The 7,303-nt window shown below is 72.6% G+C and carries 1 protein-coding gene and 1 pseudogene; both read right to left on the bottom strand.

Annotation, left to right across the window (positions count from 1 at the left end; translation table 11 throughout):
* Positions 1 to 3,745, bottom strand: a pseudogene (locus ACZ38L_RS37725) (type I polyketide synthase); the annotation flags it as partial.
* A gap of 94 nt (positions 3,746 to 3,839) precedes the next feature.
* The coding region (locus tag ACZ38L_RS37730; RefSeq protein WP_465702336.1) for a type I polyketide synthase at positions 3,840 to 7,303 on the bottom strand (3,464 nt) is incomplete at its 5' end.

Here is a 7,303-nt window from a genome sequence, read left to right on the forward strand (position 1 = left end):
CACCAACACCCACACCCGCCAGACCCTCACAAACCTCCACCTCCACACCACCAACCGACACCGACCGCGGCACCCACTCCACCCGATACAACGAGTCGCGCTGCTGGTCGCGCGCGGCGGTGAACTGCTCGGCGGCCACCGGGCGCAGGACCAGGGTGTCCACCGAGGCCACCGGACGCCCCTCCCCGTCCGCGACCGACAGCGAGACGGAGTCCGTGCCGGCCGGAACCAACCGCACCCGCAGCGCGGCCGCACCCGCAGCCGACACACTCACCCCACTCCACGAGAACGGGATCCGCCCCTGGTCGCGGTCCTCGACGAAGTCGCCCAGACCGACGGCGTGCAGAGCCGCGTCCAGCAGCGCGGGATGCACACCGAAGCCCGTGGTCTGAACGCCCTCGGGCAGCGCGACCTCCGCGAAGACCTCGTCCCCGCGCCGCCACCCGGCCCGCACGCCCCGGAACACCGGGCCGTACTCCAGACCCAGCCCGGCCAGGCGGTCGTACAGCGCATCGACGTCGACCTCGGTCGCCCCGGAGGGGGGCCACTCGGACAGCTCGAACTCCGCGTGCGGACCCGTCGCGAGCACACCCGTGGCATGGCACGTCCACGGCGCGGCAGCCGTGGCGTCGTCGGGCCGCGAGTACAGCCGAAGGGTCCGACGGCCGGACTCGTCGGCGGGGTCCACCACGACCTGGAGGTGGATGCCGCCCTGCTCGGGCAGCATCAGCGGGGCTTCCAGAGTCAGTTCCTCGACCCGGTCACAGCCCACCTGGTCGCCGGCCCGGATCGCCAGCTCCACCAGCGCCGTGCCCGGCAGCAGGACCGCGCCCATCACCACGTGGTCCGCCAGCCAGGCGTGCGTGGCGAGCGACAGCCGGCCGGTCAGCAGCACGCCGTCACCGTCGGCCAGCGCGACCGCGGCACCCAGCAGTGGGTGATCCGCCGACCACAGTCCCGAGCCGGTGAGGTCACCGGTGGCCGGGCGGGTGTCGAGCCAGTAGCGCTCGTGCTGGAAGGCGTAGGTCGGCAGGTCGACGCGCCGGGCACCGCGACCGGCGAAGACCGCCTCCCAGTCGAGGGCGACACCGTGCGCGTGCAGCTGGGCCAGGGCGGTGGTGAACGCCAACTCCTCGGCCCGGTCGGCGCGCAGGGCCGGGACGGTGACGGCATCCGAGTCGGCCAGGGTCTCCTGGGCCATCGCGGTCAGTCCACCGGGGCCGGCCTCCAGGAACGCCGTCACGCCCTCAGCCGCCAGCGCCTGCACCGCGTCGGCGAAACGGACGGCATGGCGGACGTGACGCACCCAGTACTCCGGGTCGCCCAACTCGCCCTCGGCGACAAGCCGTCCGGTCAACGTGGAGACGATCGGCAGCGTCGGAGCACCGAAGGTGACACGCTCGGCCACCGCGCGGAACTCCGCCAGCATCGGCTCCATCAACGGCGAATGGAACGCGTGCGACACCGCCAACCGCTTCGTACGACGACCCTCGGCCGCCAACAGCGCCACGACCTCGGCCACCGCGTCCTCGGCCCCCGAAAGCACCACCGACGACGGCCCGTTGACCGCGGCAACCCCCACCCGGTCCGCACGCCCGGCCAGCAGCGGCAACACCTCGCCCTCCGAGGCCCGCACCGCCACCATCACCCCACCCGACGGCAACGCCTGCATCAACCGCCCACGAGCCACCACGAGTTCAGCGGCATCCGCCAGCGAGAACACCCCCGCCACATGCGCGGCGGCCAACTCACCGACCGAATGCCCCGCCAGGAAGTCCGCCCGCACACCCCACGACTCCACCAACCGGAACAGCGCCACCTCCACCGCGAACAACGCCGGCTGCGCGAACTCCGTCCGCTCCAACAGCCCGGCATCCGCACCGAACACCACCTCACGCAACGACCGCCCAAGGTGAACGTCCACCGCGACACACACCGCGTCGAAGACGTTGGTGAAAACCGGGAACGAAGCACACAACTCACGCCCCATCCCCAACCGCTGACTCCCCTGCCCCGAGAACAGCAGGGCGACCATGCTCCGGGGAGCCACCGTCCCCGTGACCACCCCCGCAGCGGACTCGTCCCGTGCCAGCGCGCCGAGCGCCTCGCGCAGGGCTTCCCGGTCCGCCGCGACGATCGCCGCCCGGTGGTCGAGCGCGGCCCGCGTCGTCGCGGAGGAGAGGCCGATCTCCGCCACCGTGAGATCGGGGTTGGCCTCCGTGTGGTGGAGCAGTCGCGCGGCCTGGTCGCGCAGCGCGGTGGGGCTCTTGGCCGCCAGGAGGACGGGTGTCGGCAGGGCGGGCAGCGGCAGCGACCGCGGCTCGGCGGTCCGCTGGGGCTCGGCGGCGCCCGCCTCCTCGGCGGGCTCCGGCGCCTGCTCGATGATGACGTGCGCGTTGGTGCCGCTGAAGCCGAAGGAGGACACGGCGGCGCGGCGCGGGCGGTCACCCTCCGGCCAGGCCACCGGCTCGGTCAACAGCTCCACCGATCCGGCGGACCAGTCCACGTGCGGCGTGGGCCGGTCCACGTGCAGCGTCTTCGGCAGCATGCCGTGCCGGAGGGCCTGCACCATCTTGATGACGCCGCCCACCCCCGCCGCGGCCTGGGTGTGCCCGATGTTCGACTTCAACGAGCCCAGCCAGAGCGGCCGGTCCTCCGACCGGCCCTGCCCGTAGGTCGCCAGCAACGCCTGCGCCTCGATCGGGTCACCCAACGTTGTCCCGGTCCCGTGCGCCTCCACCACGTCGACATCCGCCGGGGAGAGCCCCGCACTCGCCAACGCCTGCCGGATCACCCGCTGTTGGGACGGCCCGTTCGGCGCCGTCAGACCGTTCGACGCACCATCCTGGTTCACCGCCGAACCCCGCACCACCGCCAGCACCGGGTGCCCGTTGCGCTCCGCGTCCGACAGCCGCTCCACCAGCAGCATGCCGACGCCCTCGGCCCATCCGGTCCCGTCCGCGGCAGCGGCGAACGGCTTGCAGCGACCGTCGGCCGCCAGCCCGCGCTGCCGGCTGAAGTCCACGAACGAGGTGGGGTTGAGCATCGCGGTGACCCCGCCAGCCAGCGCCAGCGAGCACTCGCCCTGCCGCAGCGCCTGCACCGCCAGGTGCAGGGCCACCAGTGAGGAGGAGCACGCGGTGTCCACCGTCACCGCCGGCCCCTCCAGACCGAAGGTGTAAGCCACCCGGCCGGAGACGACACTGGCCGCGCTGCCCGTACCGATGTAGCCCTCGACGTCCTCCACCGCCTGCTGGAGAACGGCCGAGTGGTCGTGGTACATGACGCCGGCGAACACGCCGGTTCGGCTGCCACGAAGCGAGGTCGGGTCGATCCCCGCCCGCTCGAAGGTCTCCCAGCAGGATTCCAGCAGAATGCGCTGCTGAGGGTCCATGGTGAGGGCCTCGCGGGGCGAGATCTCGAAGAGTCCGGCGTCGAAGAGATCGATCCCGTCGAGGAATCCGCCCTCCCGCACGTGGCTTGTGCCGCGCGTGTCGGGGTCGGGGTCGTAGAGCGCGTCCAGGTCCCAGCCACGGTCGGCGGGGAATTCCGAGATCGCGTCCCCGCCGTCCAGCAGCAGTCGCCAGAGGTCCTCCGGCGACTTGACGCCGCCCGGAAAGCGGCAGCTCATCGCCACGATCGCGATCGGCTCCTGCTGGGCGTCGTCCATCTTCTGTAGCCGCTCGCGGGCCTCGTGCAGGTCCGCCGTCACTCGCCGGAGGAAGTAGCGAAGCTTTTCCTCGTTGTTCACCTGAGGCCATCCTCTTGCAGAGATCTCATGGAGCCGAAATCCGGCAGATTCGTTGGGGGGACGAGAGTTTTCCGCCAACTCTCAGGGGTCAGGAGATACCGAATTCCTTGCCGAGGAACTCGTACATCTCGTCGTCGGTCGCGACGCTGAGCTCGTCGGCGAAACTGGCCTTCGGTTCCTCCGACGCGGACGGCGAGCCGGGCGTGGAGTTCACCCACAGCGCCGTCAGGGCCCGCAGTCGCGACGCGACGGCATCGCGGCCGTCGTCGTCCGGTGCCGCCGTGCGCAGCGCCGCCTCCAGCCCGTCGAGCTCCGCGAGCAGTGCGCTGACGCCCTGCACCGCCGGAGCGGTCTCGGCCCGCAGGTGCTCGGCGAGTTCGCTGGGCGTCGGATAGTCGAAGATCAGCGTGGGCGGTAGCCGCAGCCCGCTGGCCGCGGCCAGGCGGTTGCGCAGCTCGACCGCGGTCAGCGAGTCGAACCCGAGCTCGCGCAGCGCCCGTCCAGGGCGCACCACGCTGGGCGAGGCGAGGCCGAGGACCGCCGCCACGTGCTCGCAGACCAGGTCCAGCAGCAGCTTGCGCTGCTCGGCCTCGGTCAGACCGGTCAGCCGAGCGGACAGCGTGGGTGCCTCGACCGTCGCCGCACTCGCGGTGGCGCGCCGGGTCGGCACCCGTACCAGGCCCCGCAGGAGCGCGGGGAGCGAGCCTGTCGCAGCCCGGGCCCGCAGGCCCGCCAGGTCGAGTCGCACCGGCACGACGGTCGTCTCAGGACGGTCGGACGCGGTGTCGAAGAGCGCCAGCCCCTCCTCGGTGGACAGCGGCAGGACTCCGCTGCGGACCATCCGGCCGCGGTCGGCGTCGTTCATCCTGCCGGTGATCCCGCTGCCTTCGGCCCACAGGCCCCAGGCCATCGAGACCGCCGGCAGACCGGCCGCCCGGCGCTGCTGCGCGAGCGCGTCAAGGAAGGCGTTCGCCGCAGCGTAGTTGCCCTGCCCCGCGCTGCCGAACACACCGGCCGCGGAGGAGAAGAGCACGAACGCCGACAGCTCCAAGTCCCGGGTCAGCTCGTCCAGATGCAGCGCCGCGTCAACCTTCGGACGGAACACCCGGTCGATGCGCTCCGGCGTCAGCGAGTCGATCATCGCGTCGTCCGCCACGCCGGCCGCGTGCACGACCCCCGTCAGCGGGTGCTCGGCCGGAACGGCCGTCAGCAACACCGCCAGCGCATCACGATCCGCCACATCACAGGCCGCCACCTCGACGCACGCACCCGCGGCCGTCAACTCCGCCACCAGCTCGGTCATCCCCTCGGCACGACCACCACCGCGGCTCACCAGCAGCAGCCGACGCACACCGCGCTCCGTCACCAGGTGCCGCGCCACCAAACGGCCCAGCGTGCCCGAGGCACCGGTCACCAGCACCGTGCCGTCCTCGGCGAAGGCGGGGGCGGCGGGGCTTCCGTCCGCCGTCTCGACCCGTGCGAGGCGAGGCACCAGCACCTCACCGTCACGCACCGCGAACTGCTCCTCACCGGCGTCGAGCAGGGCGGGCAGGGCGCGGACCGAGTCCGCGTCCCGGTCCAGATCGACCAGGACGAACCGGCCCGGGTGCTCCGACTGCGCGGACCGCAGCAGACCCCGAACCGCGGCCTGGGCCGGATCGACCTCCTTGTCGCCGTCCCGCGTGACCACCGAGTTGCTGGTCAGCACCACGAGTCGGGAATCAGCGAGGCGCTCGTCGGACAGCCACTGCTGCAACAGCTCCAGCATCCGGTGGACGGTGCGGTGCGCGTGCTCCGTGGGATGGTCGCTGTCGATGTGGCTGCCCACGGTCGCCAGGACCACGGCAGGCAGTGGCTCACCGCTCTCGGACCGCCGCAGCACACTCGGCAGATCCGGGTGGAAGGCGGCTCGCGCTCCGGTCTCCTCGACGGCGGCGCGCAGGCCGTCGTCGTCACCGATGACGGCCCACGACTCGCCCATCGGCAGTCGCGAGACGGGCAGGACCGTCCAGTCGACGCGGTAGAGCGAGTCCTGCTGTCCGCTGCGGGCGGGGCTCAACTGCCCGGCGGAGACTGGGCGCAGAACAAGGGAGTCGATCGCGGCGACGGGGTGGCCGGTGCCGTCGGCGACCAGCAGGGAGACGGCGTCCGGGCCGGCCGGGGCCAGCCGCACCCGCAGGGCGCTCGCACCGGTCGCGGACAGCCGGACCCCGCTCCAGGAGAACGGGATCCGCCCCTGCCCGGTGTCGGGCAACAGCCCACCCAGACCGACCGCGTGCAACGCCGCGTCCAGCAGCGCCGGATGCACACCGAACCCGCCGACCTCCGTACCCTCCGGCAACGCGACCTCGGCGAACACCTCCTGACCCCGCCGCCACAACCCGCGCAGCCCCCGGAACACCGGACCGTAACCGAACCCGAGCTCCGCCAACCGCTCGTAGTAACCCTCGGCCCCCACCACCTCGGCAGCGACCGGCGGCCAGGACGCGAGGTCGAACGTCTCCGTCCGTCCCGGTGACACCGCTCCAGTCGCGTGGCAGATCCAGGACTCGACGCCGTCGCCCGACTCCGGGCGCGAGTACACGTTCACCGTGCGGCGGCCGGACTCGTCGGCGCCGCCCACCGCGATCTGCAACTGGATCGCGCCCTGCTCGGGCAGAACGAGCGGCGCCTGGAGGGTCAACTCGTCCAGGAGGTCACAGCCCACCTCGTCGGCCGCCCGCAGCGCCAGATCCACCAGTGCGGTACCCGGCAGCAGCACCGCGCCCATCACCACGTGCTCCGCCAGCCAGGGCTGCGCGGAGAGCGACAACCGCCCGGTCAGGAGCGCACCTTCACCACCGGCCAGCGCGAGCGCGGCACCGAGCAGGGGGTGGTCCGCCGCCGTCAGTCCTGCCGAGGCGACATCGCCGGTCGGCCGGCTCGACTCCAGCCAGAAGCGCTGGCGCTGGAAGGCGTAGGTGGGCAGGTCGACGCGCCGGGCGCCGCGACCGGCGAAGACCGCCTCCCAGTCGAGGGCGACACCGTGTGCGTGCAGCTGGGCCAGGGCGGCGGTGAACGCCAGCTCCTCGGCCCGGTCGGCGCGCAGGGCCGGGACCGCGACGGCATCCGAGTCGGCCAGGGTCTCCTGGGCCATCGCCGTCAACACTCCGCCGGGGCCGACCTCCAGGAACGCCGTCACGCCCTCGGCCGCCAGCGCCCGGACCGCGTCGGCGAACCGGACCGCGTGGCGGACGTGACGCACCCAGTACTCCGGGTCGCCCAACTCGCCTTCGGCGACGGGCCGTCCGGTCAACGTGGAGACGATCGGCAGCGTCGGGACACCGAAGGTGACACGCTCGGCGACCTCGCGGAACTCCGCCAGCATCGGCTCCATCAACGGTGAGTGGAACGCGTGCGACACCGCCAACCGCTTCGTACGACGACCCTCGGCCGCCAACCGCTCCGCAAGCTCCAACACCGCGTCCTCGGCACCCGAAAGCACCACCGACGACGGCCCGTTGACCGCGGCAACCCCCACCCGGTCCGCACGCCCGGCCAGCAGCGGCAACA

It is taken from the genome of Kitasatospora sp. NPDC024654 (genome assembly GCF_055559155.1).